Here is a 16,310-nt window from a genome sequence, read left to right as displayed (position 1 = left end):
ATACCCGATGTCTCAACAATCACTCGAAACCATTGAACTCGAGTTAGCGATCCTGATCCGGCGCTTAACGACGGCGACGGCAGACAATCGTAATTTGGACCGTGCTTCTTATCTCTTACTGCGACAATTAGCGGATTCCGGCAACGTCGGTGTTAAAACACTTGCCCGTGAACTTCAGCTCGATGTCTCGACCGTCAGTCGTCAAGCAGCGGCACTCGATCAGAAGCAACTCGTTGAAAAAGTAAAAGATCCGACAGATGGGCGAGCCTTCTTCTATCATATTACAGATAAAGGACAACAAGAACTCACCATCTACCGAACCGCACGTCTCGCGAGCATCGAACGTCTACTGACAGACTGGCCAGCGGATGATGCAGAAGATTTCGGACGCCTATTGCAACAATTCAATCGCGCCTTGCGCGAACGGTAATGGAATCACACCATTAAAAAAACGGACGCGAAATCGATTGATTTCGTGTCCGTTTTTTCGTCATCATTCATCACGTATGAGAAACCTGGCAAACCGAACGAATTTGCGCGATATGTTCCGGTGAAGTTCTACAACAACCGCCAATCAATCGTGCTCCAGCTTCATACCATGTCTTTGCGATGGCTTGGAACGACGTGCACTGATTCGTACCCGACCACGTCTTTGCGACCGGATCATAGACTTCACCGGAGTTCGGATAGACAATGATTGGAACACTCGTCAACGTCTTAACGTGACGGATGAAGTCGGTCGCGTAGGATGCCGGAAAACAATTTGCACCGATTGCTGCAAGTTGCGGATGCTGTCCGATTGTCTCGATGCATATCGCAAGCGGTGTTCCCTCACTGATGTGCGTCGCATCTTGAAGCGAGAACGTCAGCCAAGCAGATACTTCCGGGAACGCTTCGAGAATCCCGAACAACACGACAGCTTCCTCAAGCGACGGAATCGTCTCGAATGCCAGCAGATCAGCCCCTGCTTCAATCAATGCTTCGATGCGCGGTCTGTGGAAGGCTTCTAGCACATCTGCTGACACACCATAATGACCGCGATACTCAGAACCATCTGCTAAGTAGGCACCATAAGGACCAACTGATCCCGCAATCAATGCGGCACTCTTTCCGCTACGCGTCCGTGCATCTTGCGCTAAGGTAACCGTTTGTCGAATTAACGCTTGTGCTTCCTCGGTCGTGATGTGACGTTGCTTGAATCCTTCGATACTTGCTTGATAGCTTGAGGTGATCGCAACATCGGCGCCCACTTCAAAGTAATCGTGATGGACACGCTCAATCTGTTCCGGTGCTTCGATTAAGAGGCGTGCTGACCAGAGTGGATCGTTCAGGTCGAATCCCTTTTGTTCGAGTTCAGTCGCAAGCGCACCATCTAAAATTAGGAAAGGAACTTCCTGTAATCGTTGATCAACTGGATTTTTGATTCGGGACATCTTCAACACTCCGTTTCTGAGAAGAATTCGTGAACGCATGAACGACATAACAGATCACGATGAATGGGATACCGCAATACAAGGCGACTCGTTGCGTCGGATCAAATCCGATACCAATCAGGGAAATCAAACAGACGACAAAAGCGGCGATCGGTACCAATGGAAAGAGTGGTGTACGATAGACCAATTCGTCGACCGTATGCCCTTCGCGGAGGAATTGTTTCCGGAAGCGATACTGCGCAACGCTGATACTCATCCAGACGACGACGACAGCAAGGCCGGAAATCGAGACGAGCGCAATATAGACACTTCCTGCTGCATAGATGCTAGACAGCAAAGCAAGTCCTCCGCCAAGCATGCTGAACAATACAGCTCGAAGTGGAACCCCACTTGGCGTCACCTGGGCAAAGAAGCGCGGAATCATGCGTTCGTTCGCAAGCGACCAAAGCATCCGGGAGGCAGCGTAAAGCCCAGAGTTCGCTGCCGACAAGATCGCTGTCAGAATGACGAAGTTCATCACGTCTGCCGCATACGGAATTCCGATTCGTTCGAACACCGCAACGAACGGACTTTCGAGCACGCCCTTCCCTTCCGTTGGCAATAAGACGGCTAATACGATGATCGTACCGACGAAAAAGAGGACGAGTCGCAAAATCGTTGTTCGGATCGCAAGCGGAATCGTCCGCTTCGGATCGACCGCTTCACCCGCTGCGACGCCGATCAATTCCGTTCCTGAGTAAGCAAAGTTCACAGCAAGCATCGTCATGAAGATCGCAAATGCTCCATTTGGAAACAATCCTCCTTCCGTTAAGGAAGAAAAGAATGGTGCTGGGCTACTATCTTGTAATGGGATGAAGCCAACGATGGCTCCCGCACCAAGTAAAATGAACGCAATGATCGTTACGACCTTAATGGCGGAGAACCAAAATTCAACTTCAGCGAACACACGGACCTTCAAGACGTTGATACCAAGGATCATCGCAGCGAATAATGCACTGAACACCCAGACTGGAATCGACGGGAACCAACGTTGCATCAAAATGCCTGCTGCCGTGAATTCTGAACCAAGGGCGACCGTCCACGTCAGCCAGTAGAGCCAGGCCACCGTATAACCGGTACCGGGTCCGATATACTTCGTTGCGTACTTATGGAATGATCCGGTTTCCGGCATGTGCACAGCGAGTTCACCGAGACTTAACATGACTAAGTAGACGACGACGGCTCCGATCAAATACGACAAAATCGTTCCGACACGTCCCGCTTGTTCCAACGTATAACCTGTACTTAAAAATAATCCTGTTCCAATGACGCCTCCTAACGACAGCATGATCAGATGACGTGATTCCATCTTGCGTCGAAAAGCTCCGCTCGTTTTCATGAATCCATTTCCTCCTCGTTCCACCTATTTCAAACAAAAAACGCATCCTCACGGATGCGTCGGTCGACAATTCGGAAATCTTATCGATCGGGTGCAGCACCCGCAGGAATTAGCACAGTATCTTTCGACCTGTTGCTGAGGTTTCATAGGGCCAGTCCCTCCACCTCTCTGGATAAGTATGTAATTGTTCCTAACCCTATCAAGTCTTTTCCGAATTGTCAACACAATTCAGAATACTCCTACCAAAAAACATTCCGCATTATAATGACCCGGAATGTTAGAACACTTTATTTTTTTGCGAATAGATCCGCTGTCTTTAAGGCTGCACGAACCGCTTTTCGGTTCAATGTCCCTTGCTGGTGCTTCATTTTCTTCGTTTGGGCAGCCAGTTGCGCTTTGAGCGCCGCAATTTCCTGATCTTTTTGAGTCGTCGTTGTTTGTTTCTGCAATGCTTTGATTTTCTTATCTTTTTCAGCTAATTGAGCTTTTGCCTGTTTTTGCGCATCTGCGATTTTTTTATCTTTTTCGGCTAATTTCTTTTTTGCCTTTATTTGTGTATCTGCGATTTTTTTCTCTTGTTCTGGGAAGAAGCGTTCGAAACGAGCTACTGCTTCTTCGAGACTCACGCCAGAAATCGGTTGAACCGGTGGAAGTAGTTCCGCTTGCGCCATTTGACGGTCAAACGGTACATTCTCAGGATAGTTCGTCTCTTGATAAATGTGTTCAAGATCATTCACGTTCAAGAAATCAACGAAGTTGTCGAAGTTACCTGCTTGAACACGTGCCGGACTTTGGAAATCAGCATTGGCTACGACGTCGGATAATTGTGTATCCGCTTTGATGTCGTTCGCCCAAATATGCGTCAACTGATGATAATCCGTTAGTTCGCGCATTCGTGCATCCTTTGGAATGAGGATACTCGGCGTACCCGCAAGCGTTGCTGTGATATTTCCATGCAAGCGCGCACCAAAACTGAGGTCTGCCTGCCCGATGAAATCGAACCATGTTTGTGCGTTCAAGAAGAAACGAACACGATCGTTCATGTAAGCAGGATCCGACATCTTCACCGGATAGTTCGTCACGGACAAATCTGCGATCGGATGCGTTCCTGTATACGTCAATTTCAGTTCCTTCATCCATTGGGGAATGAAGTAATGATTCGGATACTCTTCCATTCCGCGCGTAATGAAATCAAGAACATTTTGTGGTGCTAAACGTGACGAGTTGACCGTAATCATCGACTCGGGCGTAATGTTCGTTTCACGAATATGTAAGTCGCGACCAAACGCGTACATCGAAGGACATCCGATGACACGATGATCAATGCCTTCGCGAAAACCAAGACGCGTCAAGTATTTCGACGTGATTTCCCCACGAAGACCAAGCATGCTTGAGCGCTCGAGAACGGCACTGACGAATGCTTTGACATCTTCATCGAACGGGAATCCACCATCTAAGTCTGGTTCAAACGGTGCACGTAAGCCTACACCGATGACGACGACTGGAATTTTTAATTTCTTGATAAGGCGGGTGTACTTCCGTAAAGTCGGTACGAATTCTTTTCGGAATGCGTCCGCTAACGGAATGACGTAGAGATCGAAGTTAGCATTGATCTCATCCGCCCGTTCTTCATCGTAATAGTAATAGTCCGGTGTAATCGTCGTACCTTCTGTCATTAACGTCCGAAAGATACTGTATTGATAAATGAGATTTCCAACGTTTCCTCCAATGGAATTATGTTTCATCAAATAAGGAGCATCGAACTGTTCGAATGGTGTCATACCTGCACGAATAATAATACGTTTCATAATGGATAAACTTCCCCTCTCGTCTGCTTCATTCGTCCTTGCAAGAAAAAAATGCGGAAAAATATATTATCACTTTTTTTCAATCTCATTAACAATAGATGAATTTTATTTCGGAAGTCAACGATTCCTAGGGGAAACAGGTCTTTCGTCATCAAAACGAAACATTTGTACTACTCCATTATTTTTCTAAAATAGAAAAATGTAACTATTTAATCGTTCCAAGATACATGCGTAAGTTTGATTCGACTAATTTTAAAGCTCTGAACCGTTCTGTCGAAGTAGGTTTTAACAAGGCGCTGAAAAAATGTTCCACTTCGACTGGCTGACCTTTTTCCATATCGCGCAACATCGACGATTTCATCGTATCTTCCATCGCATGCATCTGCTTCAATAGCACCGTTTCTGTATCGTCATTGAAGACCGCGCCCTGTTCTTCCATCGCCTGTTTCGCTTCGTTCATGACGTCTACAATCATCTGACGCCCGACAGCTTCTTCCCGAATCGAACCGATCGCTGAACGAAATAGCGTCGTCACACCCGCAAATGTCGAAATGAAAAGATACTTTTGCCACATGTCATCCATGATATGCATCGAGTACGCCATCGGTGCCTTCGCTTTCGCAAAACGTGTTGCGATCTCCTGCAAACGAGCTGTTGGTTTGCCGGTTCGTGAGCCAAACAACAGTCGATGTGACGGACTCGTCTGTAAAATGCGTCCTTCTGCATCAAGCGTCGATTCAATGAAGCAAAGACCGCCCAGTACACGCTCTTCTCCGAAGACTTCTGTTAACCGACGAATATGTTGCATGCCATTCAATAAAGGAATGATATACGTCTCGTTCGAAACGAATGGCGTAAGATCCTTTAAGACATTATCTAAGTGATAGGCTTTCGTCGAAAGCAAAACGACATCAAATACGTGATCCGGTCGCATGTCTCGTGTCACTAACTGAGGAGTGATCGTGATATCGCCATGAGGACTAGTGATCTGTAGACCTGTTTTTTGTAATTGTTCATATCGCTTCGGACGGACGAGAAAGGTCACCTGTTCACCTTGCTCAGCAAGACGGCCCCCGAAATAACCTCCGACTGCTCCTGCACCTACAACTAAAATGTTCATATGTACTATCTCCTCCTTACCCGTTCTGGTTATTGATTACTCCTTCACCCTAACATATTTGGAACCGATTTCCTGATTGCCAGTTGAATCTCTAAGATTTAAGTGAAGCGTTTGCATTTTAGAGAAAAACGTATATACTAACTTGTATACAAGTATACTCACTCTAGAAATCAGGTGATTTTATGTCAGAACTGTTATACCCCTTGAAATGGTTGTCAAAAGCTTCTGCCGGAGATCGTGTCGCGCACGAACTACGAATGCGGATCATTTCAGGAAAAATTGAAAGCGGTACCATATTATCCGAAAACAAAATAGCCTCTGATTTTTCAGTCAGTCGCTCACCTGTCCGTGACGCGTTAAAGGTGCTTGCAGCCGAACAGTTGATTCGTCTCGAACGAATGGGGGCGGTCGTCGTCGGTTTATCCGAGCGCGACATTCAAGAAATCTATGATGTCCGGTTACTCATCGAAACGTTCGTCTTCGAGCGACTTGTTAAGGTCGAACGGGCAGAACTCGTCCGTGAACTCAGCAAAATTCTCGAAATGATGAAGGTTGCTATCAAATATAAGGATGCTGATGAATTCTCTTTCCAAGACGTACTGTTTCATGAAACAATCATCCGCTCGATTGATCATGGGTATGTCAGCATGATTTGGCAAAATCTCAAACCAGTCATGGAAAGTTTCATCCTCCTATCGATGCGGGTACGATTCGAGGAAGACATCGAAGACTTCGAACGCATCCTCGCGAACCATGCCTTGTATATCGAAGCGATTGAGACAGGGGATCGTGAACGGATGGTTGCTTCCTTACATCAGAACTTTGATGATGTTCAGGAAGTCGAAGATCTCTGGAAAACGCAACAAATGATGTCGAAAGGAGTCGATTCACATGACTGAATACATGTTAGGCGTCGATATCGGAACGACGAGTACGAAAGCAGTCTTATTTACGACAAAAGGAGAGGTCATCGGACAAACGAACGTCGGTTACCCACTCCACACACCGAACCGTTCGACGGCGGAACAGGATCCGGAAGAAATTTTTGATGCCGTACTCGAATCCATCCGCTTGATCACAAAACGTCATCCGAGCATGCCACCGAAGTTCGTCGCGTTCAGTAGTGCCATGCACAGTTTGATTGCGATGGACGCACAACATCAACCGTTGACTGCCTGCATCACATGGGCAGACAGTCGGAGTGAAGCATGGTCGAACAAGATTAAGGAACAATATGGTCTCTCGATCTATCACCGGACCGGGACACCGATTCATCCGATGTCACCGCTTAGCAAAATCAGTTGGCTCGTCGAAGATCGTCCGGAGCTCCACGCTCAAACGAAAAAGTATGTCGGGATCAAGGAGTTCGTGTTCCAAAGACTGTTCGGAACATATGTCATCGACCACTCTCTCGCTTCAGCAACTGGTCTCTTTAATATTCATGAATTAGGTTGGGATACGGGCGCATTGCATGTCGCAGGTATCGATGCAAGCTATTTATCGGAACCCGTACCGACAACGACGTCATGTACCGGACTCAATACTGATTACGCACGACAAATGGGATTATCCGTCGATACGCCGTTCTTAGTCGGTGCTAGTGACGGTGTCCTCTCCAATTTAGGTGTCAACGCGATTCGCAAAGGGGAAATCGCGATCACGATCGGAACGAGCGGTGCCATCCGAACGATCATTGATCGTCCACAGACGGATGAAAAAGGACGAACGTTCTGTTACGCACTGACCGAGGACCACTGGGTCATCGGCGGCCCCGTCAATAACGGTGGAATGGTCTTACGCTGGATTCGAGACGAACTCGCTTCAGCAGAAGTCGAGACAGCAAAACGTCTCGGTATCGATCCGTATGCTGTCCTGACGAAGATTGCCGAACGCGTCCGCCCGGGGTCCGACGGTCTGTTGTTCCATCCTTACTTGTCCGGTGAACGAGCACCGCTATGGAATCCGGACGTCAGCGGTTCATTCTTCGGTTTGACGCTCTCACACAAAAAAGAGCACATGATTCGGGCAGCACTAGAAGGCGTCATCTACAATCTGTATACCGTCTTCCTCGCACTCGTCGAATGCATGGATGGTCCTGTGACGCGGATTCAGGCAACCGGTGGATTTGCCCGGTCTGAAGTCTGGCGCCAAATGATGGCGGACATCTTTGAGTCGGAAGTCGTCATTCCGGAAAGTTTCGAAAGTTCATGTCTTGGCGCTTGTATTCTCGGACTGTATGCGACAGGGGAAATCGATTCGTTCGAAGTCGTATCCGAGATGATTGGGGAAACACATCGCCATGTACCAAATGAAGAAGCGATGCATGAATATCGTCAGCTTTTACCGATTTTCATTAGTCTAGCGCGGACATTATCCGAAGACCACAAACGAATTGCTATGTATCAACGGAGCTTGATTCAAGAGGAAAACTAACTTAATCTTTTGGGGGAAGTCATCATGCCTTTAGTCATCGTAGGAATTGGAATCGTCGCATTGCTCGTTCTCATCATGGGGTTAAAATTAAATACGTTCGTTTCACTCATCATCGTTTCCTTTGGCGTTGCACTATTACTCGGTATGCCGCTCGATCAGATCGTCAAGACGATCGAAGCCGGTATCGGAGGAACACTCGGTCACCTAGCTCTGATCTTTGGTCTTGGTGCGATGCTTGGAAAGCTAATCGCTGACGCCGGGGGGGCGCAGCGAATCGCGATGACGCTTGTCGCACGATTCGGGGAAAAGAACATCCAATGGGCGGTCGTCGTTGCTTCGTTCATCATCGGAATCGCACTCTTCTTCGAAGTCGGACTCGTTCTGTTGATTCCAATCGTCTTTGCGATTTCACGCCAGCTCCGCGTCTCGATCTTATATCTTGGGATCCCAATGGTCGCAGCACTGTCTGTCACGCACGGCTTCTTACCACCTCACCCAGGTCCGACCGTCATCGCAGGGGAGTATAAAGCCAATATCGGGGAAGTCTTATTGTATGGTTTCATCGTTGCTGTTCCGACAGTCATCATTGCTGGTCCTGTTTTTACGAAGATCGCGAAACGACTCGTACCTGAATCGTTTACACGCACAGGAAACATCGCGTCACTCGGGGAACAAAAAGAATTTGATTTAGACGAGACGCCAGGTTTCGGTATTAGTGTCTTCACTGCGATGCTACCGGTCCTCTTGATGTCGGTCGCAACGATCTTCACGCTTTTACAAGAAACACTCGGCTTGGGTGAGAGTAGCGTCATCTCGGCGATCGAGTTCATCGGGAACGCCTCGACGGCGATGTTGATTTCGTTACTCGTCGCGGTCTACACGATGGGGATCGCCCGTAAGATTCCGATGCAAACGGTCATGGAATCTTGTACGACGGCCATCGCCCAAATCGGGATGATGCTATTGATCATCGGTGGTGGCGGTGCCTTCAAACAAGTCTTGATTGACGGCGGCGTCGGTACATTCGTCGCACAATTATTTGAAGGATCGGCGTTATCTCCGATTCTGCTCGCTTGGTTGATCGCTGCGATTCTGCGAATCTCACTTGGTTCTGCGACAGTCGCTGCCCTTTCGACAGCTGGTCTCGTCATTCCGTTACTGGAGCAATCCGACGTCAACTTAGCGCTTGTCGTTCTCGCGACTGGTGCGGGTAGTCTGATCGCTTCACACGTCAATGATGCAGGCTTCTGGATGTTTAAAGAGTATTTCGGATTATCATTAAAAGAAACGTTTGCGACATGGACTGTGCTTGAGACGATCATTTCCGTTTGTGGACTTGGGTTCGTTCTTCTCCTCAGCCTCGTCGTCTAAGAAAAGGAGTCGTTCTACTTATGCAACATTCTATCGGAGTCATCGGACTTGGCGTCATGGGACGCAACCTAGCACTGAATATGGCGAGTCATCAAGAAGAAGTCGCCATCTATAACTACACACGTGATTTAACAGACGATCTCGCCGCACACGATGAGGGATTACCACTTCATCCATACTACGATGTCGAAGCATTCGTGCAGTCACTCGCCCGTCCGCGTAAAATCTTCATGATGGTCACGGCCGGCAGCGCGATTGATTCAGTCATCGAATCGTTACTTCCGCATCTCGAAACAGGCGACATCATCATGGATGGTGGGAATTCCCACTTCCTTGATACGGAACGTCGCTTCGACGAACTCCAACGCCACGGCATCGAATACATCGGCGTCGGCGTATCGGGTGGTGAAGTCGGTGCACGGACCGGTCCTGCGATCATGCCGGGTGGATCGAAAGAAGCTTACGAACATGTCGCACCGATCTTGACGAAGATCGCCGCTCACGTTGAAGGCGATCCATGTTGTGTCTATATTGGTCCGAAAGGCGCTGGTCACTTCGTCAAGATGGTTCATAACGGGATCGAGTACGCTGACATGCAACTGATCGCTGAAGCTTACAGCTTCCTTCGTTTCCGCCTTGGACTCGACGTGACGGAAGTTGCAGACATCTTCGCCGAGTGGAACGCAGGCGAACTGAAAAGTTACCTGATTGAGATCACAGCGGACATTCTCCGGAAAACGGATGACGAGACAGGGCAACCGTTGATCGATGTCATTCTCGATCAAGCTGGTCAAAAAGGAACCGGAAAATGGACAAGCTTACAAGCAATTGATAATGGAATCGCCTCTTCGATCATCACGGAAGCCTTGTTCGCTCGTTACCTTTCAGCTGTTAAAGAAGAACGCGTCGCAGCGTCTGCTGTTCTGAAGGGACCAGAAGACTTGTCATCGCTTGAGCGGGACGCGTGGATCGAACGGATTCGTCAAGCGCTTTATATGGGGAAAGTCGCAGCTTACGCGCAAGGCTTTACCCAGTACCGGACATCGTCTGAACTATACGACTGGAACTTACGCCTTGAGGAGATCGCCTTGATTTTCCGTGGTGGATGTATCATCCGGGCAGACTTCTTGAATGTCATCAGTGAAGCGTTCAAAAACGACGCGAACCTCTCGAACTTAATGCTCGCCCCATTCTTCGCTGAGAAAGTACAGGCGTATCAAGAATCGTTACGCCACGTCGTTGCCGAGGGTGCGCTATCTGGTTTTGCGCTCCCATGTCTATCGACGTCGTTGACGTATTATGATAGCTACCGGACAGCAAACTCGAATGCCAACATGTTGCAAGCCCAACGCGATTATTTCGGTGCGCATACGTATGCTCGAACAGACCGCGAAGGGATCTTCCACACGGACTGGCAATAAGGAATACAGCTCCCGACTCCTGTTTCATTTAGGAGTCGGGATTTTTTTTTTTGTTCACACAATTTTTTCTGAAATAAGAAATTGTCGATTATACCTTGACAAAAGTGTTGGTCTATATGAAATTAGTATTAGATTAGAATTATTCTAGTGTGATAAATACAGATTATCTGTATGCACTAGAACAGATTCTAAATATAGAACCCTTGAGGAGGATTTTTATCATGTCTTTAATCGGAAGTGAAGTAAAACCATTCAGTGCATCAGCATTCCACAACGGAGAATTCGTTGACCTAACGGATGCCAACCTTCGCGGTAAATGGAGTGTCGTATGTTTCTACCCTGCAGACTTTACATTCGTTTGCCCGACAGAACTCGAAGATCTCCAAAACCAATACGCAACTCTCAAAGCGCTTGACGTTGAAGTTTACTCTGTTTCAACAGATACGCATTTCACACATAAAGCATGGCACGAAACGTCAGAAACAATCGGTAAAATCGAGTACGTTATGATCGGTGACCCATCACACGTCATCTCACGTAACTTCGAAGTCTTGAACGAACAAGATGGTCTTGCTGACCGCGGTACGTTCATCATTGATCCAGACGGCGTCATCCAAACGGTTGAAATCAACGCAGGCGGTATCGGTCGCGATGCAAGCACGCTCGTCAACAAAATCAAAGCAGCACAATACGTACGTAACAATCCAGGCGAAGTCTGCCCAGCGAAATGGGAAGAAGGCTCTGCAACACTCACACCAAGCCTTGACCTCGTCGGAAAAATTTAAGGAGCGGATTCGCGATGGCTTTAGCACCAGACATTAAAGCACAACTCGCGCAATACCTCGAGCTTCTCGAAGGCGATCTCGTCCTAGCCGTTAGTGCTGGGACAGACGCCGTCTCGCTTGAGATGAGCGCACTCGTCGAAGAGATCGCAAGCATGACACCACGCATCTCCGTCGAGCAGGCAAGCCTTCCCCGGACACCAAGTTTCACAGTCAACCGTGTCGGTGAGACAAGCGGCATCACGTTCGCGGGAATCCCACTCGGTCATGAGTTCACGTCCCTCGTCCTCGCTCTGCTACAAGTCAGCGGTCGAGCACCGAAGGTCGATGCGGAAGTCATCAAGCAGATTCAAGGCATTCAAGAAACGTACCACTTCGAGTCGTACATCAGCTTGAGCTGCCACAACTGTCCAGATGTCGTACAAGCATTGAACGTCATGAGCGTCCTCAACCCGAACATCAGTCACACGATGATTGATGGCGCGGCATTTAAAGCAGAAGTCGAACAAAAAGAGATCATGGCTGTTCCGACGGTCTTCGTCAACGGCGAAGCGTTTGGTAACGGACGGATGTCACTTGAAGAAATCTTGGCGAAGCTTGGCACAGGTGCCGATGCTTCTGATTTCGCTGATAAAGATCCATACGATGTCCTCGTCGTCGGTGGTGGTCCAGCTGGATCGAGTGCTGCCATCTATGCAGCTCGTAAAGGCATCCGGACAGGTATCGTCGCAGAGCGCTTCGGTGGACAAGTCATGGATACGATGAGCATCGAAAACTTCATCAGCATGAAGTACACGGAAGGACCAAAACTCGTCGCAAGTCTTGAGGAGCACGTCAAGGAGTATGGCATTGATGTCATGAACCTGCAACGAGCAACTCGTCTTGAGAAGAAAGACCTCCTTGAGCTCGAGCTTGAGAATGGTGCTGTCTTGAAGACAAAGAGTTTGATCCTTTCAACAGGTGCACGCTGGCGTAACGTTGGTGTCCCAGGTGAACTCGAATTCAAGAACAAAGGCGTCGCCTACTGCCCACACTGTGATGGTCCATTGTTCGAAGGAAAACGTGTCGCAGTCATCGGTGGCGGAAACTCAGGGATCGAAGCAGCAATCGACCTCGCAGGAATCGTCAAGCATGTCACGGTCCTTGAATTCGCACCGGAACTAAAAGCCGATGCTGTTCTTCAAGAACGCCTCGCTTCTCTTCCGAACGTCACGGTCGTCGTCAACGCACAGACGAAGGAAATCACAGGAACGGACAAAGTGAACGGTATCACGTACATGGAGCGCGAAACGAACGTCGAACGTCACGTCGAGCTCGAAGGTGTCTTCGTCCAGATCGGTCTCGTACCGAACACGGACTGGCTCGGTGAAACGGTGAGCCGTAACAAGTTCGGTGAAGTCCAAGTCGATCGCCACGGCGCAACGAACGTACCAGGCGTTTTCGCAGCAGGAGACTGCACGGATAGCGCGTATAAACAGATCATCATCTCGATGGGCTCTGGTGCAACAGCTGCACTGGGTGCTTTCGATCACTTGATCCGGAATTAATGCAAAAGAGCGGAACTCAGACGAGTTTCGCTCTTTTGTATTTCAATAGTAGATTTCACCAACAGATGAACAATGAAATTCTTTCGTGATGTGATGTCTAGTTAAGATACCTTGCTTCGCGTATGTACCACTGACCGTTACGACCATCGTTTGTCCTGCATCGATTCGGGTACCATCAAATCCTTTCTGTGTCCAAATGCCATCATTGATGGCTTGAGACGTCATCGAAAAGACATCAGAGAACCACTGTCGCTCACTTTGCTCCAAAAGTTCCGTTTCGAAATTCCCTGTGATCCGAACTTCTTTTTCACCTTGTGTTCGTTCAAGTGCTCGTTGACCATCTCCATAAATACTCAATTGAACATGCAACGGTTTTAACCGTTTGATTGCCCGTTCTTGAAAACGTTTTGGCGAAATCCAGTCCTCGTCTGCGAATTGATTTGCTGCAAGCAATGTGACGTCCGCATTTTCATGTGTCCGATTCAATTCTTGCACGATTTTTTCATATGCTGCGTAATAACGTTGATGTTGTGTCGTCTGATCCTTTGCCTCCGTTTTGACTGGTAAAAATGAAGCAAGTATGACAATGGCTGTTGCGATCTGATATTTCATTGACTTCCCCTTCCCTTCTCTATTCATTGTATGAAAAAAATGACGGGTACATTCGAAAAGAGCGACTGTTTTATAGATTTTTTCATTCTGAACTGTATCAATAGATCGTATTCTTCTGGAATTAAAAACAGATGAGGATTTGTATTCAAATCTGACCCCTATAAATAATTCAAAGTTGACACTTTTGACTAGTCCAGGCATCTGATAGATTGAAGATATCTTAAAATCTATCATAAAGAAGGTTAGTCACATGCAAAAAGCAGCACCGTATTCTAGCACTCGTACCCGCCAGCTCGTCATCACTGCGATGTCAATCGCACTTGTTCTCGTTGCGACGATGTTAATCAAGATTCAATTACCAATCGCACTAAACGGTGGTCTCATTCATATGGGAACAGCAATGCTCTTTCTCATCGCGATTTTATTCGGTCCACGGACAGCATTGATTGCCGGTGCTGTTGGAATGGGGTTATTCGATCTTCTAACGGGTTATGCGATTTGGGCACCTGGTACGATCATCGCACGTGGACTTCAAGGATTGATCGTTGGTTACATCGCGTGGTCAGGTGGTCGTAACGGAACGAATGTCACGTTCAACTTGATCGGGATGATTGCTTCCGTTCCTGTCATGCTACTCGTCTACTTCGTGCATGAAGGGATTATGTTCAGCAACTGGGTCGCACCAGCCACTTCAATTCCAGGAAACATCACACAAAACGTCATCGGCATCCTCGTTGCGATTCCAGTCGGGATTGCACTGAAGAAAACACGTTTCTTCCGTAACTTCCGCTAAATCAAAAAACCGTCCGGCTCCTCGTGGAGTCGGACGGTTTTTCGTTTAGCGAATCGGTTGACCTTGTTCAAGCTCAAGCGTTTTAGCTGTTTCGGCATGGATCTGTTCGAACAGCTCCGGATTTTCAACGAGTGAGATTCCGTAAGACGGAATCATCTCCTTGATTTTTGCTTCCCACGTCGGTAGTTCGGACGGGAAACATTTCGCGAGTACTTCGAGCATGACCGGTACCGCTGTTGAAGCACCTGGAGACGCACCGAGTAAGGCAGCGACAGACCCATCTGCTGCACTAACGACCTCTGTTCCGAACTGGAGTGTCCCTTTTCCTTGTGGTGTGTCCTTGATGACTTGGACACGTTGACCAGCGACGACGACATCCCAGTCTTCTGTCTTCGCATTCGGGATGAACTCACGTAATTCGTTCATCCGTTGTTCCGTCGACAAGAGGACTTGTTCGATCAGATACTTCGTCAATCCCATCTCTTTTGCTCCCGCAGCAAGCATCGTCAAGACGTTGTTCGGTTTGACAGACGCGATCAAATCAAGATTCGATCCTGTCTTAAGGAACTTCGGTGAGAAGCCAGCAAACGGTCCGAAGAGAAGTGATTTCTTCCCATCGATGTATCGTGTATCCAAGTGCGGTACTGACATCGGTGGTGCTCCGACTTTCGCTTTTCCGTAAACTTTCGCATGGTGCTGTTCGATGATTTCAGGATTTTTACAGACGAGGAATAAACCACTGACCGGGAAACCACCGATTTGCTTCGATTCCTCGATGCCTGTTTTTTGGAGCAACGGTAGACTACCACCGCCACCCCCGATGAAGACGAACTGCGCTGTATGATGCTCGATCCGGTGATCGCGCTCATTCTTCACTTTGACTTCCCAACCACCGTCAACACGCTTCAAATCCTCGACACCGTGCTGATAGTTGATCGCTACATCGTGTTGTGCGAGATATTCAAACAGGATTCGTGTCAACGCACCAAAGTTGACGTCCGTTCCTGAATCGATTTTTGTCGCAGCGATCGGCTCTGGTGACGTCCGACCGTTCATGATGAGTGGAATCCACTCGGCTAATTTCGCTGGATCCTCTGAATATTCCATTCCTGCAAACAACGGATTCGCTGATAGCGCTTCCAATCGTTTTTTCAGGAATTCGACGTTTTCTGTTCCTTCGACCATGCTCATATGTGGAATCGGCATGATGAATTCTTTCGGATTCGGCAAGACACCTTCCTTGACGAGATGCGACCAGAATTGACGTGACAGTTGGAACTGTTCGTTTACTTTGACCGCTTTACTGATATCGATTGAACCATCGGCATTTTCCGTCGTATAGTTCAGTTCGCATAATGCGGCGTGACCTGTTCCTGCATTGTTCCACTCGTTCGAGCTTTCTTCCCCGGCACTCGCGAGTTTCTCGAATACCTTGATGTTGATCTCAGGCGCGAGTTCTTTTAATAAGACCCCTAACGTCGCGCTCATGACTCCGGCACCAATTAAAATAACGTCTGTTTTTTTAGGCATACTGCTCATGATATCCTTCCTATCCCCGTTGATATTATGGACTACCTGTCATGAAAAACTTCCCCCTCATGACGACAACTTA

Annotated in this window: 14 protein-coding genes and 1 riboswitch; of the genes, 8 read left to right on the top strand and 6 right to left on the bottom strand. The window is 48.0% G+C overall.

Going from position 1 to position 16,310, the window contains the following annotated elements:
- Nucleotides 1–7 precede the first annotated feature (7 nt).
- Nucleotides 8–430, top strand: a complete 423-nt coding sequence (locus Q7C19_RS12895) for a MarR family winged helix-turn-helix transcriptional regulator (RefSeq protein ID WP_035411811.1) — start codon at nucleotides 8–10, stop codon at nucleotides 428–430.
- A gap of 70 nt (nucleotides 431–500) precedes the next feature.
- Here Q7C19_RS12895 and mmuM read toward each other — a convergent pair whose 3' ends face one another.
- The 4 genes from mmuM to Q7C19_RS12875 form a co-directional block, all read right to left on the bottom strand.
- Complete coding sequence (gene mmuM / locus Q7C19_RS12890; RefSeq protein WP_290775477.1) at nucleotides 501–1,433, bottom strand: homocysteine S-methyltransferase; 933 nt, start codon at nucleotides 1,431–1,433, stop codon at nucleotides 501–503.
- A complete protein-coding gene (locus Q7C19_RS12885; protein ID WP_375092297.1) occupies nucleotides 1,408–2,811 on the bottom strand; it encodes an amino acid permease in 1,404 nt (467 codons plus the stop codon). Before Q7C19_RS12885 ends, mmuM begins: the two co-directional genes overlap by 26 nt.
- Nucleotides 2,812–2,888: 77 nt before the next feature.
- Nucleotides 2,889–2,990, bottom strand: a riboswitch (SAM riboswitch).
- A gap of 108 nt (nucleotides 2,991–3,098) precedes the next feature.
- Nucleotides 3,099–4,619 carry a polysaccharide pyruvyl transferase family protein gene (locus Q7C19_RS12880; RefSeq protein WP_375092296.1) on the bottom strand — a complete coding sequence of 507 codons (1,521 nt, stop codon included), beginning with the start codon at nucleotides 4,617–4,619 and terminating at the stop codon, nucleotides 3,099–3,101.
- Nucleotides 4,620–4,824: 205 nt separating this feature from the next.
- Complete coding sequence (locus Q7C19_RS12875; protein ID WP_375092295.1) at nucleotides 4,825–5,739, bottom strand: ketopantoate reductase family protein; 915 nt, start codon at nucleotides 5,737–5,739, stop codon at nucleotides 4,825–4,827.
- A gap of 182 nt (nucleotides 5,740–5,921) precedes the next feature.
- On the opposite strand from Q7C19_RS12875, the gene Q7C19_RS12870 reads away from it, so the two are divergent.
- From Q7C19_RS12870 to ahpF, 6 genes are all read left to right on the top strand, one after another.
- Nucleotides 5,922–6,638, top strand: coding sequence for a GntR family transcriptional regulator (locus tag Q7C19_RS12870; RefSeq protein ID WP_035411797.1), 717 nt, complete (start codon nucleotides 5,922–5,924; stop codon nucleotides 6,636–6,638).
- Nucleotides 6,631–8,172 (top strand): gluconokinase, encoded by a 1,542-nt coding sequence (gntK, locus tag Q7C19_RS12865; RefSeq protein ID WP_290756001.1) that lies wholly within the window; start codon nucleotides 6,631–6,633, stop codon nucleotides 8,170–8,172. The genes Q7C19_RS12870 and gntK overlap by 8 nt, the downstream gene beginning before the upstream one ends.
- A gap of 24 nt (nucleotides 8,173–8,196) precedes the next feature.
- A complete protein-coding gene (locus Q7C19_RS12860) occupies nucleotides 8,197–9,543 on the top strand; it encodes a GntP family permease (RefSeq protein ID WP_035411791.1) in 1,347 nt (448 codons plus the stop codon).
- A gap of 20 nt (nucleotides 9,544–9,563) precedes the next feature.
- The gene (gene gnd, locus Q7C19_RS12855; protein ID WP_375092294.1) at nucleotides 9,564–10,964 is read left to right on the top strand and encodes a decarboxylating NADP(+)-dependent phosphogluconate dehydrogenase; all 1,401 of its coding nucleotides are present in this window, start codon (nucleotides 9,564–9,566) and stop codon (nucleotides 10,962–10,964) included.
- Nucleotides 10,965–11,185: 221 nt separating this feature from the next.
- Nucleotides 11,186–11,749 (top strand): alkyl hydroperoxide reductase subunit C, encoded by a 564-nt coding sequence (gene ahpC, locus Q7C19_RS12850; protein WP_012371860.1) that lies wholly within the window; start codon nucleotides 11,186–11,188, stop codon nucleotides 11,747–11,749.
- 14 nt (nucleotides 11,750–11,763) lie between these two features.
- Nucleotides 11,764–13,293, top strand: coding sequence for an alkyl hydroperoxide reductase subunit F (gene ahpF / locus Q7C19_RS12845; protein ID WP_375092293.1), 1,530 nt, complete (start codon nucleotides 11,764–11,766; stop codon nucleotides 13,291–13,293).
- A gap of 42 nt (nucleotides 13,294–13,335) precedes the next feature.
- Here the strand turns inward: ahpF and Q7C19_RS12840 are convergent, their stop codons facing one another.
- Nucleotides 13,336–13,905, bottom strand: a complete 570-nt coding sequence (locus tag Q7C19_RS12840) for a hypothetical protein (protein ID WP_375092292.1) — start codon at nucleotides 13,903–13,905, stop codon at nucleotides 13,336–13,338.
- Between the two features lie 250 nt (nucleotides 13,906–14,155).
- Between Q7C19_RS12840 and Q7C19_RS12835 the strand changes: the two genes are divergently transcribed.
- Nucleotides 14,156–14,698 (top strand): ECF transporter S component, encoded by a 543-nt coding sequence (locus Q7C19_RS12835; RefSeq protein ID WP_050678560.1) that lies wholly within the window; start codon nucleotides 14,156–14,158, stop codon nucleotides 14,696–14,698.
- A 45-nt stretch (nucleotides 14,699–14,743) separates the two neighbouring features.
- Here the strand turns inward: Q7C19_RS12835 and Q7C19_RS12830 are convergent, their stop codons facing one another.
- On the bottom strand, nucleotides 14,744–16,237 hold the full coding sequence (locus Q7C19_RS12830) for a malate:quinone oxidoreductase (protein WP_375092291.1): 1,494 nt from the start codon (nucleotides 16,235–16,237) through the stop codon (nucleotides 14,744–14,746).
- Between the last annotated feature and the right edge of the window lie 73 nt (nucleotides 16,238–16,310).

It is taken from the genome of Exiguobacterium sp. PHA03 (genome assembly GCF_041945985.1).
Classification (GTDB): Bacteria; Bacillota; Bacilli; order Exiguobacteriales; family Exiguobacteriaceae; genus Exiguobacterium_A.
Note: the sequence above shows the minus strand (reverse complement) of the source record. Positions and strands in the feature narration are given on the sequence as shown.

Bases quoted from the DNA above. Each gene is read 5' to 3' on its own strand.
- Q7C19_RS12895 (WP_035411811.1), top strand. From the start codon at position 8: ATGTCTCAACAATCACTCGAAACCATTGAACTCGAGTTAGCGATCCTG.
- mmuM (WP_290775477.1), bottom strand. From the start codon at position 1,433: ATGTCCCGAATCAAAAATCCAGTTGATCAACGATTACAGGAAGTTCCT.
- Q7C19_RS12885 (WP_375092297.1), bottom strand. From the start codon at position 2,811: ATGAAAACGAGCGGAGCTTTTCGACGCAAGATGGAATCACGTCATCTG.
- Q7C19_RS12880 (WP_375092296.1), bottom strand. From the start codon at position 4,619: ATGAAACGTATTATTATTCGTGCAGGTATGACACCATTCGAACAGTTC.
- Q7C19_RS12875 (WP_375092295.1), bottom strand. From the start codon at position 5,739: ATGAACATTTTAGTTGTAGGTGCAGGAGCAGTCGGAGGTTATTTCGGG.
- Q7C19_RS12870 (WP_035411797.1), top strand. From the start codon at position 5,922: ATGTCAGAACTGTTATACCCCTTGAAATGGTTGTCAAAAGCTTCTGCC.
- gntK (WP_290756001.1), top strand. From the start codon at position 6,631: ATGACTGAATACATGTTAGGCGTCGATATCGGAACGACGAGTACGAAA.
- Q7C19_RS12860 (WP_035411791.1), top strand. From the start codon at position 8,197: ATGCCTTTAGTCATCGTAGGAATTGGAATCGTCGCATTGCTCGTTCTC.
- gnd (WP_375092294.1), top strand. From the start codon at position 9,564: ATGCAACATTCTATCGGAGTCATCGGACTTGGCGTCATGGGACGCAAC.
- ahpC (WP_012371860.1), top strand. From the start codon at position 11,186: ATGTCTTTAATCGGAAGTGAAGTAAAACCATTCAGTGCATCAGCATTC.
- ahpF (WP_375092293.1), top strand. From the start codon at position 11,764: ATGGCTTTAGCACCAGACATTAAAGCACAACTCGCGCAATACCTCGAG.
- Q7C19_RS12840 (WP_375092292.1), bottom strand. From the start codon at position 13,905: ATGAAATATCAGATCGCAACAGCCATTGTCATACTTGCTTCATTTTTA.
- Q7C19_RS12835 (WP_050678560.1), top strand. From the start codon at position 14,156: ATGCAAAAAGCAGCACCGTATTCTAGCACTCGTACCCGCCAGCTCGTC.
- Q7C19_RS12830 (WP_375092291.1), bottom strand. From the start codon at position 16,237: ATGAGCAGTATGCCTAAAAAAACAGACGTTATTTTAATTGGTGCCGGA.